The organism is Kitasatospora sp. CB02891 (genome assembly GCF_002803145.1).
Taxonomy (GTDB): domain Bacteria; phylum Actinomycetota; class Actinomycetes; order Streptomycetales; family Streptomycetaceae; genus Kitasatospora; species Kitasatospora griseola.
In genome coordinates, this window is record NZ_NNBO01000002.1 from 474,051 (window position 1) to 488,942 (window position 14,892).

The 14,892-nt window shown below is 75.0% G+C and carries 14 protein-coding genes; 5 read left to right on the top strand and 9 right to left on the bottom strand.

Annotation, left to right across the window (positions count from 1 at the left end):
* The first annotated feature begins 173 nt into the window (after positions 1-173).
* Both CG736_RS07555 and CG736_RS07560 read left to right on the top strand, forming a co-directional pair.
* Positions 174-1,607, top strand: coding sequence for an NAD(P)/FAD-dependent oxidoreductase (locus CG736_RS07555; protein ID WP_100585381.1), 1,434 nt, complete (start codon positions 174-176; stop codon positions 1,605-1,607).
* A gap of 252 nt (positions 1,608-1,859) precedes the next feature.
* Positions 1,860-2,885 carry an LLM class flavin-dependent oxidoreductase gene (locus CG736_RS07560; protein WP_100585382.1) on the top strand — a complete coding sequence of 342 codons (1,026 nt, stop codon included), beginning with the start codon at positions 1,860-1,862 and terminating at the stop codon, positions 2,883-2,885.
* 18 nt (positions 2,886-2,903) lie between these two features.
* Here the strand turns inward: CG736_RS07560 and CG736_RS37545 are convergent, their stop codons facing one another.
* Positions 2,904-3,260, bottom strand: a complete 357-nt coding sequence (locus tag CG736_RS37545) for a DoxX family protein (RefSeq protein WP_232733857.1) — start codon at positions 3,258-3,260, stop codon at positions 2,904-2,906.
* Positions 3,261-3,447: 187 nt separating this feature from the next.
* Here CG736_RS37545 and CG736_RS07570 point away from each other — a divergent pair, with 187 nt between their 5' ends.
* Complete coding sequence (locus CG736_RS07570; protein ID WP_100585383.1) at positions 3,448-4,269, top strand: sigma-70 family RNA polymerase sigma factor; 822 nt, start codon at positions 3,448-3,450, stop codon at positions 4,267-4,269.
* On the opposite strand, the gene CG736_RS37550 is transcribed toward CG736_RS07570, so the two are convergent.
* The 5 genes from CG736_RS37550 to CG736_RS07590 form a co-directional block, all read right to left on the bottom strand.
* Positions 4,253-4,432, bottom strand: a complete 180-nt coding sequence (locus CG736_RS37550; protein ID WP_232733858.1) for a cellulose binding domain-containing protein — start codon at positions 4,430-4,432, stop codon at positions 4,253-4,255. The genes CG736_RS07570 and CG736_RS37550 overlap by 17 nt on opposite strands.
* 116 nt (positions 4,433-4,548) lie before the next feature.
* A complete protein-coding gene (locus CG736_RS07575; RefSeq protein ID WP_100585384.1) occupies positions 4,549-4,929 on the bottom strand; it encodes a hypothetical protein in 381 nt (126 codons plus the stop codon).
* Between the two features lie 287 nt (positions 4,930-5,216).
* Positions 5,217-6,338: a LacI family DNA-binding transcriptional regulator gene (locus CG736_RS07580; protein WP_232733859.1), complete on the bottom strand. Its 1,122-nt coding sequence runs from the start codon at positions 6,336-6,338 to the stop codon at positions 5,217-5,219.
* Between the two features lie 185 nt (positions 6,339-6,523).
* Positions 6,524-7,078: an EF-hand domain-containing protein gene (locus CG736_RS07585; protein ID WP_100585385.1), complete on the bottom strand. Its 555-nt coding sequence runs from the start codon at positions 7,076-7,078 to the stop codon at positions 6,524-6,526.
* A gap of 264 nt (positions 7,079-7,342) precedes the next feature.
* Complete coding sequence (locus CG736_RS07590) at positions 7,343-8,464, bottom strand: TerD family protein (RefSeq protein WP_100585386.1); 1,122 nt, start codon at positions 8,462-8,464, stop codon at positions 7,343-7,345.
* A 202-nt stretch (positions 8,465-8,666) separates the two neighbouring features.
* Here CG736_RS07590 and CG736_RS07595 point away from each other — a divergent pair, with 202 nt between their 5' ends.
* The gene (locus tag CG736_RS07595) at positions 8,667-10,340 is read left to right on the top strand and encodes a PP2C family protein-serine/threonine phosphatase (RefSeq protein ID WP_100585387.1); all 1,674 of its coding nucleotides are present in this window, start codon (positions 8,667-8,669) and stop codon (positions 10,338-10,340) included.
* Between the two features lie 28 nt (positions 10,341-10,368).
* Here CG736_RS07595 and CG736_RS07600 read toward each other — a convergent pair whose 3' ends face one another.
* Positions 10,369-10,944 carry a DUF4240 domain-containing protein gene (locus CG736_RS07600; protein WP_100585622.1) on the bottom strand — a complete coding sequence of 192 codons (576 nt, stop codon included), beginning with the start codon at positions 10,942-10,944 and terminating at the stop codon, positions 10,369-10,371.
* Positions 10,945-11,067: 123 nt separating this feature from the next.
* Entirely contained in the window at positions 11,068-11,931 is an 864-nt protein-coding gene (locus CG736_RS07605) for a universal stress protein (RefSeq protein WP_157815464.1), read from the bottom strand.
* Positions 11,932-12,168: 237 nt separating this feature from the next.
* Here CG736_RS07605 and CG736_RS07610 point away from each other — a divergent pair, with 237 nt between their 5' ends.
* Positions 12,169-12,849 carry a pyridoxamine 5'-phosphate oxidase family protein gene (locus CG736_RS07610; RefSeq protein ID WP_100585389.1) on the top strand — a complete coding sequence of 227 codons (681 nt, stop codon included), beginning with the start codon at positions 12,169-12,171 and terminating at the stop codon, positions 12,847-12,849.
* Between the two features lie 252 nt (positions 12,850-13,101).
* Here the strand turns inward: CG736_RS07610 and CG736_RS38870 are convergent, their stop codons facing one another.
* Positions 13,102-14,865 carry an MFS transporter gene (locus CG736_RS38870; protein ID WP_369879943.1) on the bottom strand — a complete coding sequence of 588 codons (1,764 nt, stop codon included), beginning with the start codon at positions 14,863-14,865 and terminating at the stop codon, positions 13,102-13,104.
* Between the last annotated feature and the right edge of the window lie 27 nt (positions 14,866-14,892).

Sequence of the window (14,892 nt, forward strand, 5' to 3'; positions counted from 1 at the left end):
GACAACTTGGTCCTGGCGACGCGGCGGTAGCGGGCCCGGCGGTGCGTCGGGCCGGCCTCCCGTGAGGCGTGTGTGCAGGCTGCGGTCCGTGGTGTACGAATGGGCGTGACGGGACGGCAGTGTGCGGCCCGGGCCAAGTGACACGGACGACGGATGCGGGAGGGCGGTTGCTGATGGGTGCGGACGGCGACAGCTATGACCTGGTGGTGCTCGGGGCAGGGCCGACCGGGGAGAATCTGGCGGATCGGGCGCGGGCCGGCGGGCTGACGGTCGCGGTCGTCGAGCAGGAACTGGTGGGCGGCGAGTGCTCGTACTGGGCGTGCATGCCCAGTAAGGCGCTGCTGCGGCCGGCGGCGGCGTTGGCCGATGCGCGGCGGTTGGCCGGGGTGCGGGAGGCCGTCGGCGGGGAGCTCGACGCGGGGGCGGTGCTGAAGCGGCGGGACGGGTTCGCCTCGAACTGGCAGGACGACGGGCAGGTGGCCTGGCTGGAGTCCGTGGGCGTCGAGCTGGTGCGCGGGCACGGGCGGCTCGACGGCGAACGGCGCGTCACCGTCGAGACCTCGGACGGCGGCTCGCGCACGCTCACCGCGCGGCACGCCGTCGCCGTCTGCACCGGGACGCGGGCCGCGCTTCCGAAGCTCCCCGGGTTGGCCGAGGCCAAGGTGTGGACGAGCCGGGAGGCCACCTCGGCGAGCAGTGTGCCCGGGCGGCTCGCGGTGGTCGGCGGCGGTGTCGTCGCGGTCGAAATGGCCACCGCCTGGCGGGCGTTGGGCAGTGAAGTCACGCTGCTGGTGCGCGGCGGGCGGCTGCTCGACCGGACGGAGGACTTCGCCGGGCAGCTGGTCGCGGACGGGCTGCGCGAGGCCGGGGTCGACGTCCGACTCGGCGTCTCCGTCACCGCCGTGCACCGCGCCGAGGACGGCACGCTCACGCTCGACCTGTCCGACGGCGCCCGGCTGCCCGCCGACGAGGCGCTGTTCGCCACCGGACGCGTCCCGAACACCGCCGACCTCGGGCTGGACAGCGTCGGCCTCACGCCCGGCGACTGGATCGCCACCGACGACAGCGGCGTGGCCACCGGCGTCCCCGGCGGCTGGCTGTACGCGGCCGGCGACGTCAACCACCGTGCGCTGCTCACCCATCAGGGCAAGTACCAGGGCCGGATCTTCGGTCAGGTGATCGCCGACCGCGCCGCCGGCCGCCCGCTCGACCTCGCGCCCTGGGGCCGCAGCGTCGCCACCGCCGACCGCACCGCCGTCCCGCAGGTCGTCTTCACCGACCCCGAGGTCGCCGCCGTCGGCCTGACCCGACGTCAGGCCGAGGACGCGGGCCTGCGGGTCCGCGCCGTGGACTACGAACTCGGCAACGTGGCCGGCGCCTCGCTGTACGCCGACGGCTACCGGGGCCGCGCCCGCGCCGTCGTCGACCTCGACCGGGAGACCCTGGTGGGCGTCACCTTCGTCGGCCCCGGCGTCGCCGAGCTGCTGCACTCCGCCACCATCGCCATCGCCGGCGAAGTCCCGCTCTCCCGGCTCTGGCACGCCGTCCCCGCCTTCCCGACGATCAGCGAGGTGTGGCTGCGGCTGCTGGAGACCTACCGGGGTTGACGGGACGCCGGAAGCCCGGGCGCGGCACGACCGGGCGGGCCGGAGCCTGCTCGGCGGCGGCCTCCGCCGGGGCGTCGACTGCGCCCCGGCGACCCCGTCGGGTGGGACGGCCGGATTTCGCACCATTGCGGCGGGATTGCACCGCGTCACAATCACCCGCCGCCCCGTTGATCGCGCCGCCCCCGGTGTGTGAGCGTGACGGAAGCGGGACGGGCGGCCGCACGGGGTCGCCGCCGTGCAAGGAGGAACCCGGTGCCCACCCCCGACCGGCCACTGCGTTCGCTGGGCTTTCTGACCATCGGACTGTTCGACGAGCGCCGCCCCGCCGAAGGCCACGAAGCGACGCTGCGCCTGATCGAACTCGGCGAGCAACTCGGCTTCGACAGCGCCTGGTTGCGCCACCGGCACCTCCAGTACGGCATCTCCTCGCCGCTCACCGTGCTCGCCGCCGCCACCCAGCGCACCCGGCGGATCGCCCTCGGCACCGCCGTCACCCCGCTCGGCTGGGAGAACCCGCTGCGCTACGCCGAGGACCTGGCGACCGTCGACGTGCTGTCCGGCGGTCGGCTCAACCCCGGTGTCAGCGTGGGCGTCCCCGCGCACTACGAGGACGTCAAGGACGCGCTGTACCCCGACACCGCCGACCGAGAGGACTTCGGCTACGGCCGGGTCGAGCGCCTGCTCGGCCTGCTGCGCGGCGACACGGCAAGCGCTTTCCGCGGCGTCGAGGGCATCGAGTCGTACTCCGAGCGCGTCCAGCCGCACGTCCCCGGACTGGCCGGGCGGGTCTGGTACGGCGGCGGCAGCCTGCGCTCCGCCCGCTGGGCCGGGCAGCAGGGCCTGCGCCTGCTCACCAGCAACGTGGTCAAGGCCGAGCAGGACGGCGAGAAGTTCGCGAGCATCCAACTCGGCCAGATCCAGGCCTTCCGGGCCGCCCACCCCGACGGCGAACGGGCCCGGGTCTCACAGGGCCTGGTGGTGATCCCCACCGACAGCGCCACCCCCGCCCAGCGCGCCAAGTACCGGGCGTACGCGGCCTCCCGGCACGCCCGGACGCTCGTTCCGCACGGCCCGGCCCGACTGCTGTTCGCCCCCGACCTGGTCGGCAACGCCGAGCAGCTCGCCGAACTGCTGTACGCCCACGAGGCGTTCCGCGAGGTGGACGAGGTGGCGGTCGCGCTGCCGTTCACCTTCGAACCCGAGGACTACACGCAGATCCTCACCGACCTGGCCACCCGCCTCGGCCCGCTGCTCGGCTGGAAGCCCGCCGTCGACTGACGGCAGGAGCAGGTGGGTTCACCGGAAACGGGCGACAGCGGCGGCCGCCAGCAGCAGGAACACCAGCGGGAACGCCAGATTGTGCAGCACCCGGGCCCGCAGGTGCGCCAGCACCGCGCAGACGAAGAACAGCACCAGGCCGACGGCCGCCGCCAGCCCCAACTGCCGCAGCCCGCACAGGCCGGCCAGCACACCGACCGCGCCCGCGCCCTCCAGGACGGCCAGCGCGGGAATCCAGCGCGGTGCCAGGCCCACCTCCGTGGCGTTCTGCACCACGAACCGGGCCCGCAACGCCTTCGCCCCGACCTCGAAGGCGTTCGCCAGCACGCAGCACACCGTGACGGCCGACAGCACCGCCTGCGTCACCCCGCTCACCGCCGCCACCCCAGGTCCGACGAATCCGCCTGCCAGGACGGGGGATCGGCGCACAGTACACTCATCACGACTCCACGATTCACTTCGAAGGTGCAGGTGGGGCCGGGCGGAAACCCGTCCGGGCCCTGGCCGGTCGTTCTCTCTCGCCCCTCCTGACGACCCCCGCACCCGAAAGGTGACCCCTGTCGTGGAACTGATCGAACACTTCGAGGCGGCCCGGCCCCGACTGCTCTCGCTGGCCCACCGCATCCTCGGCTCCCAGCAGGACGCCGAGGACGCCGTGCAGACCGCCTGGACCAGGGTCCACGCCCTCGACACCACCACCCTGGACAACCCCGACGGCTGGTTGACCACCGTCACCGCCCGGCTCTGCGTCGACCAGCTGCGGGCCCGCGCCCGGCGGCCCGAACTCCCGCTGCTCGACCTGGACTTCCGCTCCGAGGAGCTCGCCGCCGAAGAGGCGTTCCTGCGCCGCGAGGAGGTCTCCCGGGCCCTGCTGGTGCTGCTCGACGCGCTCCCGCCCCGCCAGCGGGTGGCCTACGTCCTGCACGACCTGTTCGCCGTCCCGTTCGACCAGGTGGCCCAGGTCCTCGACGTCCGACCCGGCGCGGCGAAGAAACTGGCCAGCCGGGCCCGGACCGCGCTGCGGGCCGGCCGGCCCGAACCCGGTACTCCCGCCGCCTCCCAACTGCTGGTCGTGGAGGCCTTCCTGGCCGCCGCCCGGGGCGGCGACCTGGGCCGCCTGGTCGCCCTGCTGGCCCCCGACGCCGTCCGCACCGCCGACCCCCGCCTGCTGCCGCCCGGCGCCCCCACCGAGGTGCACGGCGCGGACGCCATCGCCACCGAGACCCGCGCCTTCGCCGCCCGCATCGCGCTCGCCACCCCGCTCCTGCTGGACGGCCGCCCGGGCGCGGTGATCGCCCCCGCCGGCCGCCCCTACGCGCTGATCCGGCTGCGCCTCGACCCGGACGGCCTGGTCACCCGGATCGAGATCACCCCCGCGCGGTAGCCCAACTCGCCTGCCGCCGACCGCTCTTCACCGCGCAGACGGCGTTGCCGAGGGTGATGTCGGACGGCGCGTTGTTCGCCGTGGTCCAGTTGCCGTCGAAGCCGAAGGAGGTCGAACCGCCGGGCAGGATCACGGAGTTGTAGCTCGGGAACGGCAATGTCACCCAGTCCAAGGTGGTGGCGATGACCGCCGAGGGCGACCACGGGAATCCGGTGCTCGGGTTCGATCCCGTCGCGGATCGGGTGGTGCTGATGGCGGAGCCGCGGTCGACGGGGCGTGTCACTGGGCGGGAGGCGGGGGCACGATGCCGGACGGCGGATTCCTGGTGAACATGAACTCCTCCAGGACTGCGACGAGTTCGGTCCGGCTCCGGGTGGTCCAGGTGCCGAGCCAGGCGTGCACGCCGGTGGCGGTTCCCTTGCGTGGGAACCCGGCGAGTTGCAGGAAGTCGACCTGGTAGCAGCCGTCGGGATCCCCCTCCGGTTCCCAACGGGCGTCGAAGCAGAGCCCGTTGTGCGCCAGGTGGCCGCTGATCAGCACGGATCCGTAGAACCACTCCATGGTGTCGGGAGACGGGTCCACGGCGTAGAGGCTGTTCATGTCGATCGCCCAGGCCGGTGCCACGCGCAGGGGTTGGAGTTGCCGCCAGGTGTCTGCCATGTCGCCCTCGCGTCCTCGTTGCTCAGTGGTTCGCCGGTGTCGGCGCCCGGATTTCGACGATGATCGCAGAGTCGGCCCGAGGCTGTCCTCGCCGAGGAGGCTCCGTGGGCACCACCGGGGCAGCGACGACGTCCGAGCCGTGCGGCACGATCGGGTCCGCGCCGACGCGGTTGCCGCGCGAGGTCCACCAGGTCCGCCCCGGACGGCCCCGACGACCCGTTGCGCGCGGGTTCGCGCCGGAGCCGGTCACGGGGCCGGAACTGCGCCTGGAGCCGACGCCGTGCCGCTCAGCAGGACTGGCGCACCACCAGGTGGGTGGGGAGGACGACCGAGCGGGTCGGGGAGGGGTCGCGGAGGAGTTCGACGGCGCGGGCGCCGAGGTCCTCGACGGGTTGGCGGACGGTGGTCAGGCCGGGGCGGGCGGAGGCGGCGGCGGGGGAGTCGTCGAAGCCGACCACGGCGACGTCGTCCGGGACGCGGCGGCCCAGTCGGCGCAGGGCGCGCAGGGCGCCGACGGCCATCGCGTCGGAGGCGGCGAACACGGCGTCCACGTCCGGGAACTGGTCGAGCAGCCGGACCATGGCGTGCTCGCCGGAGCGGGACCCGAAGTCGCCGTAGGCCACCGCGCAGCGGGCCGGGTCGCCGTGGTCGAGCAGGGCGCGGCGATACCCTGCCAGGCGGTCGGCGCCGGCGGCGGTGTCGGGCGGGCCCGCGATGGTGGCGATCCGTCGGCGGCCGGCCCGGTGCAGCAGACGGACGGCGGCGCGGGCGCCGCTCAGGTTGTCGGCGTCCACGTGCGCCAGGCGCTGCGACTGCGGGGGCCGCCCCAGCGCGACCACGGGCACGCCCGCCGCCTGCACCAGCCCGGGCAGCGCGGGATCGCCCCACCGCCCGACCAGCAGCACCCCGTCCACGTGGCCGCCGCACAGGTACCGCACCAGCGACGGCCTGGCCGGCCCGGGCCCCGCCGTGAGGACCACCAACTCCCGGTCGGGGACGACGCGTTGCGCCCCGGCGAGGAGCCGGACGGGGAACTGGTCGGCGTGGAAGCGCAGGACGTCCGCGAAGGCGACGACGGCGATCGCGCCGGTGTCGCGGGAGGTCGCGGCGGACGCCCGGCGGCGCACGTAGCGCAGCTCGCGGACGGCGGACTCGACGCGCGCGGCGATCTGCGCCGAGACCGGCGCGGACCGGTTCAGCACCCGGGACGCGGTGGCGCTGGACACGCCCGCGTGCGCGGCGACCTGAGCGAGCGTCGGGCCGGGCCCGGACGACGGCCGCTCAGGGGCGGGCCGGTCGAGCCGGTCGAGCCGGTCGGATCGTTCGGGTCGGTCGAGGATCGGGATCGGGTCGGCGCCGCCCGGCTGGGGGCTGGCGCCGCTCGGGTGGGGGAGCGGGTGAACGGGCAACGCGGCCGCCCTTCCTGGCGCGGAACGGGGGATGCCGTGGCCACCCGCCCGGGGCCACCGGTGTCCGCACCGTAGGTGTTGGTCGATGCACCGTCAAGAGTTCGCGCAGCGCCGAGTTCGCGCAGCGCCGAGTTCGTGCCCGGTCCCCCTCGGCAGGCGGGGGCCGGTGCGCGTCCCGGCGCGGGTCAGCTGCCCTGCTGGATGGGGCCGATCAGCCAGTTCCCGGGCGCGTTCTCGTCGCTGCTCAGGTAGAACTCGGTGATGGCCGTCCGGAACTCGTCATGGCTGATCGCCCCGTTTCCGTCGCGGTCGAGCCGCCGGAACGCATCCTCCGAGTGCACGGGCGGGATCCCCAGGGCGTCGTACATGCGCACGTACTCGTCCTTGCTCAGGACGCCGTCATGGTCGGTGTCCAGTGCGCGCATCAGCGCGTCCGCGATCGCCAGCACCGCCTTCTCGAAGTGCTCCGGAGCGGTGATGTCGGCCACCATCAGGTCGAGGAACTCCTTGCGGTCGATCTGCCCGTCCCCGTTGGCGTCGCCGCGGGCGAGCAGCACGCGCCACCACTCCTCGAACGCGCTCCGCATCGCCGAGACGTTCTCCCGGTCGTCCGGCGCGGCCAGCCTGCCGAAGAGTGCCCCCATCGCCCGGAAATCGTCGTGCGTGAGCACGCCGTCGCCGCCCTGGTCGAACCAGTCGAAGAGCATGGTGAACTTCTGGTTCTTCACATCAGCCGGCATTCCTGCCTCCGCTCTCTCGCCCGGGCGGCGGGGCGCGCCTGCCCGCCGGAACTCCCGGAGCACGGTAGAGCGGTGACGAAGCATCAAGCAATCGCCCGGAGGGAACTTCACCCTGTCGACGGAGCCGAGTGCCAGTGCCAGTGCAAGTGCCGGCGATCGGTTTCGCCCGCGGCGTGCGCGCACCGGCACGCCGGAGCGGGAAAGCGTTTTCCGGCTGCTGCGCCCCGGCCCGGGATCGCCGGCCGGGGCGCAGCCGGGGAAGGATCAGTCCTCGTAGTAGTTGTTGACGACCACGTCCGGCGCGTCGTCGGAGAAGGCCTCGTTCAGCAGGGCGCCGCCGACCAGGCCGGCCGCGCCGGCGCCGATCAGCGCGCCGGTGCCGAAGCGGCGGCCCTGGGGCTGCTCGGGCTGGTAGCCGCCCTGCTGCGGGTAACCGCCCTGCTGGGGGTAGCCGGGCTGGGCGGCGGGGTAGCCCTGCTGCGGGTAGCCGGCGGCCGCGGGGGCGGTGTAGTACGGCGGCGGGGTGGTCTGGACGCGCTGGGCGCAGGCGCCGCAGGACTGGATCTGGCGCGGGACGCCCCACTGCGGGGACCACAGGACGGCCGCGGTGCCGGGGCCGTGGGCGGGGTCGAAGAAGCAGGTCACCGGGGAACCTCCGGAGGGCTCGGGCAGGACGGCGGCAGGCACCGCCACCGTGGGCGTGGGCAATGGCGCGGGAAGCGGTGCGGGGACGGCCGCGGGGGCCGGGGCAGCGGCAGGCATCGGCGGCACAGCAGGAGCCGCGGAAGCCGCGGGCGTGGCGGGTGTCGCGGGCGCGGCCGGCGTCGGGGCGAGGACCGCGACGCCGAAGTCGGCGGCGATGCCGGCCAGGCCGGACGAGTAGCCCTGGCCGATGGCGCGGAACTTCCAGCCGCCGCCGTGCCGGTAGAGCTCGCCGAAGACGACGGCGGTCTCGGTGGTCAGCTCCGGGCCCAGCTCGTAGCGGGCGAGCTCGCCGCCGCCCGCCGCGTCCGCCACCCGGACGTACGCGCCGTGCACCGAGCCGAACGCCTGGTGGCGCTGGTCGGCCTGGTAGATCGCCACCGTGAGGACGATCCGCTCCACCCGGTCCTCGACCGCGCCGAGGTCGACGCGCAGCCGTTCGCGGTCGGTGCCGTCGCCCGGGTCGCCGAGGTGGGTGACGGCGCCGTCGGGGCTGGTGAGGTTGTTGAAGAAGACGAAATGCTGGTCGGAAACCGCTTTCCCGTCGGCGTCGCACAGCAGGGCGTTCGCGTCCAGGTCGTACTCGCCGGCGGCCTGCCACCCGAGGCCGATCAGGACGCTCGCCGAGCCCTTGCCGTCCCGGAGCACAGGAACGTTGGCGCCCTTGGCCAAGGCCGTTGACATGCTGGTCCTCCACTTGAACCGAAGATCGTTCCGTGCCGACAACGCCCCGCCTGAGCTGGGGGTTCCCCGGTCCGTGGACGGGTGGTGACGTAGTGTCGGTCCGGGCGGGTGGCGGCGCTCACCCGTCCGGGCCGGTGCGGTCGTCGGGCGGCGGGGCGGGCCGGAACAGTGGCAGGGAACGCCGAGCGGAGAGGGGCGAGGGTTGTACGGGCGAGCCGAGCAGGCCGACTGGGGCGAGGCGCTGCGCCGTACCGTCCGCCGGCTGCGCGAGGAGCACCCCGCCCGTTGGCCGGAGCTCGCGCCCGGACCGCCGCCGATCGTCCCGGACGCCGCGCTGGACCCGGACCTGGCCCGCCCGCCGGAGCAGGACCTGCACCGGCTGCTGGACGCCGTCCCGCAGGCGGCCGTGCTCGCCGAACCCGTCCGGGGCTCCGACGGCGCGGTGCTGGACCTGGCGGTGGTGATCGCCAACGAGGCCGTCGTCCGGCACCCGCACCACCCGGAGCAGCTGTCCGGGGTGGCTGCCGAGGGGCACGGCGTGTCGCTGCGGGAGGCGTACCCGGGGCTGTGGACGGAGCCGGTCGCGACCGCCGTCGAGGAGGTGCTGCGCACCGGGCACGCCGCGCGCGGCGTGCCCGTGCGGTGGGACGGCGCCGGCCCGGACGGCAGCGCCCGCAGCCGCCGTGAGCGACTCACGGTGCACCGGCTGGGCCGCCGGCTGCTGCTGCTGTGGACCGACGACCGGACCGAGGAGGTGGCCCGGGCCGCGCAGCGGATCGCCCGGGTCGGTTGGGCCGAGTGGACGCTGCGCGACGGCCGGCTCGACATCTCGCCGGGCCTGGCCGTGCTGCTCGGCCGCACCCCCGACACCGAGACCCTCACCCTCCACGAGATGCTCGGCCGGGTCACCGAGACCGCCCGCCCCGCGCTGTACCGCGCCCTGGACCGGTTGCTCACCACCGGCGCCGACATCGACGTGCTCACCGAGCTGTACGGCGTCGGCCGGCCCCGCCGGGTCCGGCTGGTGGCCGAGGTGGTCCGCGACGAGGGCGGCCCGATCGAGGGCCTGCGCGCCGTCCTGCAGGACGTCACCGAGCTGTACGAGAGCCAGCGCCGACTGCGCGAGCAGCAGGAGGAGACGGAGCGTCAGGCCCGCCGCGCGGACGCCGAGCACTCCGTCGTCCAACGCCTCCAGGACGCCCTGCAACCGCGCTCCGCGACGCTGATCGGCCTCGGCGTCACCACCGCCGTCGCCTACCGTCCGGCCGAGGGCCGGGTCGGCGGCGACTGGTTCAAGGTGCGCCAACTCCCGGACGGGCGAGCCCTGTTGGCGGTCGGCGACGCGCGGGGCCACGGGCTGGACGCGGTCGCGCTGATGTCCATGCTGCGGCACGCGCTGGCCGGGCTGGCGTTCACCGGCGCCCTGGTGGAGTCGCTCGGCGGCTGGCTCAACCGGATCGCCTGCGACGACAGCGACGAGTCCACCGCCACGGCGATCGTCTCCCGCTACTACCCCGACCGGCACCTGCTGCGCTGGATCTGCGCCGGCCACCCGCCGCCGGTGCTCCTGCGCGACGGCCGGGCCACCCTGGTGCCCGCCGAGATCGGCCCGCCGTTCGGCGTCCTGCCGAAGGCCGCCTACCGCGCCGCGGAGACGCTCGTCCGGCCCGGTGACACCGTGCTGCTCTACACCGACGGCCTGATCGAACGCCGCGACCAGGACATCGACGTGCGCCTCGACGCCCTGTGCGCGGCCGTCGAGGCGCACGCCGCGGAGCCCACCCTGCAGGACCTGGTGGACGCCGTGGTCCGCGACATGTCCGGCCCGCTGTCGGAGGACGATGCGACGCTGCTGGCGTTCCGATTCGACCGCTGACGAGGCGTCAACTGTGTTGCACAGATGGTCAGTCGACGAGGTAGAGCGCGGCCAGACGGGGCAGGCGGCGGTGCATCTCGGCGTCGTCGTCGAAGTCGAACGGCTCGCCCATGCCCGCGTCCCGCTCGACCGGCCCGACCCGGGCGACGCCCAGCTCGGCGCGGTGGCGCTCGTAGGCCAGGTGGAAGCCGGCCCGGTCGCCGGTGCGGCGCTCGAAGGCGTACGACGCGGCGTAGTTGACGGTCTCGTTGAAGAACACGTCCTCCGCCTCGAAGCGGTTCTCGCCGACCGCAGCCGGGTGCTCGGCGATCACGTCCGGCCCCGCGAGGACCTTCTCGTACCAGGCGCGGCCCTCGGCGATCACGCCGGCCCGGAAGTCCATGAACGAGTCGTCGGAGCAGCCGCCGCCGATCAGGTACGCCGCCGCCCAGACGTCCCACCGGTACAGGGCGTGGTGCAGGCGGTCGAAGCAGGCCTCGAAGCGCAGGATCTCCGGCTCCGGGCGAGTGGCCAGGACATCCACCAGGGCCCGCTCGAACGGCACGGCGGGCGTGGCCGCCGCCCGGGCGGAGTCGATCAGCTGCCAGAACTCGTCGTTGTCCATGCCGGCCAGCCTGCCCGCCGGGTACGACAACGCGCGGCCGCCCCGTCGTCACCCGGAGGCGGTGGGTGAGGACGGGGCGGCCTGGCGACCCGGCCCGGGGGAGGGGCCGGGAGTCGAGGGGTGTCAGTCGTGCGGGACGACCGCCACCGGGGACTGCGCGTGGTGGATCACCGCGTGCGCGACCGAGCCGAGCTTCGGGCCGATGTTGATGGCACGGCGGCGACGGCCCACCACCACCAGGTCCGACTGCGCGGACGCCTCCACCAGGGCGGCCGCGCCGCCACCGGTCCGGACGTCCTCCAGCACCAGCGTCCGCGGGTACTTCTCCCGCCACGGCGCGACCGCGTCGGCGACCATGCCGACGGCCAGCGCACCGAGCTCCTGGCGCTCGGTCTCCACCGGGACCCAGCCCGCGTAACCGTAGGTCGGCGGCAGCTCCCAGCCGTGCACCACCCGCACCCGGGCGCCGCGCAGCTGCGCCTCCTCGAACGCGAACTCCAGGACGGCGTCCGCCGGTTCGAGTGCGTCGAAGCCGACCGTCACCTCCGGCTCGGGCGACTCCAGGGCCGGGCCGCCCTCGCGGACCAGCACCACCGGCGTCTTCGACCGGCCGGCCACGCCCAGGCTCACCGAGCCGACCAGCAGTCCGCGGAACCCGCCCAGGCCCCGGGTGCCGATCACCAGCAGCTGCCCCTCCTCGGCGGCCTCCGTCAGACCGTCGATCGCCGAGTCCGGCACCAGCGCCGAGGAGACCGCCACCCCCGGGTACGCCGCGGCCAGCTCCTGGACGATGTCGCCCAGCATGGTCTGCGCGCCCATCTCCAGGTCGTCCATCTTGACCAGGTCGTTGGCCCTGCGGCCGAGGTACGGCCAGGCGTGCAGCAGCCGCAGGGGAGCGCCCCGTCGGCCGGCCTCCTGGGCCGCCCAGTGAGCGGCGGCCCGGCTGCGGACGGACGCGTCGACGGCGGCGAGAACGGGACGAGTCATGGCAGTGCCTTTCCCTGTTCGGGTTCCCCGCGGGCCTCTTGGCCCGCCTCGGGATCGCTGACCACTCTTCCCCCGCGCCAGAAGGCCCGCCAGGGTCGCGGGGCCCGGCCGAGTGGGACGTTGGTCCCTTCGGTGGATCGGGCGTCGCGGTGGGTCCAAACGGGCCCAACGCCTCTGCCGGAGTCGCCCCCGGGCGCGCACCATGGGGGTACCGCCACCGCCAGGGAGGTGACCGAAGTGACCAACGAACACGCAGCCGGTGCCCCCGCCCCGCAGACCGCGCGCGCCCGGCGCTTCGCCGACCGCCTCGCCGACCTCGGGCTGACCGAGGCGCAGGCCGCGACCCGGGCCGGCATGTCGATCGCCTACCTGCGCCGGGTGCTGGAACTCGACAGCGACTTCGACCCGCCGGCGCTGCTGCGCCTCGCGGCGGTCCTCGGCCTGGACTACCAGGAACTGGTCTCCGGCCGCCCCGCCGAACGCGTCCACGGCGCGAGCGCCGCACCCCGCTCCGACAGCCTCCCGATGGTCGGACCTCCCGTCCTCGGCGAACTCGGCACCGCCGACTGCTGGGACCGCCTCGGCGCGAGCGGCCTCGGCCGCCTCGCCCGCACCGGCCCCGACGGCCCGGTGGTACGACCGGTCAGCTACCTGGTGCACGACCGCACCGTGCTCTACCGCACCAACCCGGACGGGGTGCTCGCCCCCGCCGCGGGCGGCGAGGCCGCGTTCGAGGTGGACCACGCCGACCCCGACCTGCGCCAGGGCTGGAGCGTCCTGATGGTCGGCCCCCTCGCCTACGTCACCGAACCCGCGCTGCTCGCCGAACTCCCCCAGCCCTCGGCCCACGGCCGCTGGGTCCGCCTGACCCCCGCGACCGTCACCGGACGGACGATCAGCACTGCGTCGGCCACCTGACGGAGTCGCCTGCGGTGAAAGCGAGTTGGCCAGGCTCAGGCCCATGGATCTCCGCGAGTGCCTGCGCGCCTGGACCGATCGGGACGGCGCCGCCTTCGAGCTCGGGACCTTTGCCGAGCCCGTGACGTTCACGCACGTCAAGTGGGTCTTCTGGACCGACAACCCGTTGGGGAACGCGCTGCACGAGGTGCTTCTCCAACTGGTTGCCGCAGGTGTGTGGGAGCGGCGGGACGAAGCCGACGACGAGCAGTTTCACCCGTCGGACGCGGGCTCTGCGGCTCGCGGTCCGACGAGCGCCGTGGCGGCCGTCAGGGCGGCGGCCGCGGCGAGGGTGGCCGGGACGGAGTGGGTGGCGAGCGGGCCGGCCAGGGCGGCGCCCAGGGCGAAAGCGGTGATCTTGAGGCTGGCGCCGGTGGTGAAGATCTGCCCCCGCAGGTGGGCCGGTGCCTCGCGGTGCCGGACGGCGAACAGGCCGGTCAGCAATGGTCCGTCGCCGAGGCCCGCCAGGGCGGCCGCCGCGAGCAGCACCCACGGCCGGCCGTTGGCGCCGGTCGCGGCCAGGGCCAGCGCGACGGCCTGCAGCAGCGCACCGAGGCGGACCGCCGCGTCCGGTGCGAGCAGGTGAGGACGCCGGGCGAGCGCCGCGTTCGCCAGCAGGGCGGCCACCGCCGTGCACGTCAGCAGCAGCGGGCCACGGCTCGCGCCGCCCAGTGCGCGTTCGCCGAGCAGTGGGAGGCAGGCCGCCAGTATGCCCTGGGCCGCACAGACGCCGACCGAGACGAACGTCGCCCGGGCCAGCGCCGGGCGGGACGTCAACAACCGTAGGCCGGCGGCGAGTTCGGAGCGGATGGAGCCGTAGTCGCGGGCTGGGCGGGTGCCGTCCGGGTCCTGGTCGGAGCGGGGATCGTCGTGGTGCGAGGCGGCGTGCCGGTCCGGGCGGGCGCGGTGACGGTCGGGCTGGGAGTCCTGGCCAGGGCAGGCGTCGACGGGGCGTGGGCGGGCGTCGTCGCCGTCCGGCAGAGGTTCGTCGTGGTTCGATCTGGTGCCTCGTTGGGGGCGGGTGCGGTCGTGGCTCGGTCGGGTGTCGTCCCGGCTGGAGTGGGCTTCGTTGTGGTCAGGCGGAGGTTCGTCGTGGTTCGACCCGGTGCCACGTTCTGGGCGGATGCGGTCGTGGCTCGGTCGGGCTCGGCCACGGTCGGAGTGGGCTTCGTCGCGGTCAGGCAGAGGTTCGTCGTGGCTCGATCTGGTGCCTCGTTCGGGGCGGGTGCGGTTGTGGCTCGGTTGGGCGTCGTCCCGGCTGGAGTGGGCTTCGTTGCGGTCAGGCAGAGGTTCGTCGTGGTTCGACCTGGTGTCTCGTTGGGGGCGGGTGCGGTCGCTGCGCGGTCGGGCTCGGCCCCGGTCGGAGTGGGCTTCGTCGCGGTTCGGTCCGATGCCCCGGCTGGGGCGGGCGTCCTGGTCGGGTGCGACGTTCCGGCCTGGGCGGGACCTGCCGGAGGCGGTGTCGCGGGCGGGCAGGGTCCAGGCCGCCGGCAGGGCGGCGGCGATCAGGGCTGCCGCGAGGAGGACCGCCGCGTCCGCCCCGAGGGTGGCCGCGACCGTGCCGGCCAGGGCCGGGCCCGCCAGGGCTGCCGTGTCGTACGTCATGGCGTCGAGGGCGTTCGCCCGGGGGAGGCGGTCGGGCGGCGCCACCCGGGGGAGTTGGGCCGTCCAGCCGCCGGAGAGGGCGGGGCCGAGCAGGCCGGTCGCGGCGGCCAGGGCCAGGACCGCGGGCAGCGGGAGCCGGCCCAGGGCTGCGAGGACGGCGAGGAGGCCTGCCGCGTACAGCGCGAGGGCCCGGGCGAGCAGGCGGCCGGGGTGGCGGGCGCGGTCGAGGTGGACGCCGAGCAGGGGGCCGCCGAGCGCCGATGCGGCGGTCAGCGCCGCCAGCAGGGCCGAGGCCTCGCCGGTGGAACCCGCTGCGGCGAAACCCGCCAGCAGCAGGGCGGGCCCCGACATCTCGTCGCCCGTTCGGGCCATCGCGGCCCCCGTCAGACACCGTCCGAG

Excerpts from the sequence above, each read along its gene's own strand:
- CG736_RS07555 (WP_100585381.1), top strand. The coding sequence starts at position 174 with ATGGGTGCGGACGGCGACAGCTATGACCTGGTGGTGCTCGGGGCAGGG.
- CG736_RS07575 (WP_100585384.1), bottom strand. The coding sequence starts at position 4,929 with ATGGCAGACACCTGGCGGCAACTCCAACCCCTGCGCGTGGCACCGGCC.
- CG736_RS07585 (WP_100585385.1), bottom strand. The coding sequence starts at position 7,078 with ATGCCGGCTGATGTGAAGAACCAGAAGTTCACCATGCTCTTCGACTGG.
- CG736_RS07590 (WP_100585386.1), bottom strand. The coding sequence starts at position 8,464 with ATGTCAACGGCCTTGGCCAAGGGCGCCAACGTTCCTGTGCTCCGGGAC.
- CG736_RS07600 (WP_100585622.1), bottom strand. The coding sequence starts at position 10,944 with ATGGACAACGACGAGTTCTGGCAGCTGATCGACTCCGCCCGGGCGGCG.
- CG736_RS07605 (WP_157815464.1), bottom strand. The coding sequence starts at position 11,931 with ATGACTCGTCCCGTTCTCGCCGCCGTCGACGCGTCCGTCCGCAGCCGG.
- CG736_RS38870 (WP_369879943.1), bottom strand. The coding sequence starts at position 14,865 with ATGGCCCGAACGGGCGACGAGATGTCGGGGCCCGCCCTGCTGCTGGCG.